We start from the raw sequence: 273 nt of genomic DNA, 5'->3' as shown, positions 1-273 counted from the left end.
ACAAGCGCTCCTGGCTGGGCTCGACCTCGGCCAAGGCGATCATGTGCAGGTGCGGGTGCCACTGGCCCGAGTTGTCTCCCCGCTTCACTTCGTATGACCAAACAGCGCCCACAACACCATCGAGCACAGAGCCGCGCCCACGTTGCCGGCGTTTCCATAGCTCGCGCTGGGCTCTATGAAGGTGCTTAAAGCGTTCAGCCAGGTCATCACCGTTCTTCACCGTCAAAGTCACCAAAAAAGGCCTCAGAGCCGTTTTCTCGGCTCGGATGACCT

Annotated in this window: 1 protein-coding gene; it reads right to left on the bottom strand. The window is 59.7% G+C overall.

Features of this window, described 5'->3' with window-relative positions:
- Nucleotides 1-84: 84 nt before the first annotated feature.
- Nucleotides 85-207: a hypothetical protein gene (locus ABG80_RS23875; RefSeq protein ID WP_268761013.1), complete on the bottom strand. Its 123-nt coding sequence runs from the start codon at nt 205-207 to the stop codon at nt 85-87.
- Nucleotides 208-273 lie beyond the last annotated feature (66 nt).

The sequence above is a fragment of the Aquabacterium parvum genome (assembly GCF_001447195.1).
GTDB lineage: Bacteria > Pseudomonadota > Gammaproteobacteria > Burkholderiales > Burkholderiaceae_C > Aquabacterium > Aquabacterium parvum.
This window is presented reverse-complemented; position numbering and strand designations above follow the sequence as displayed.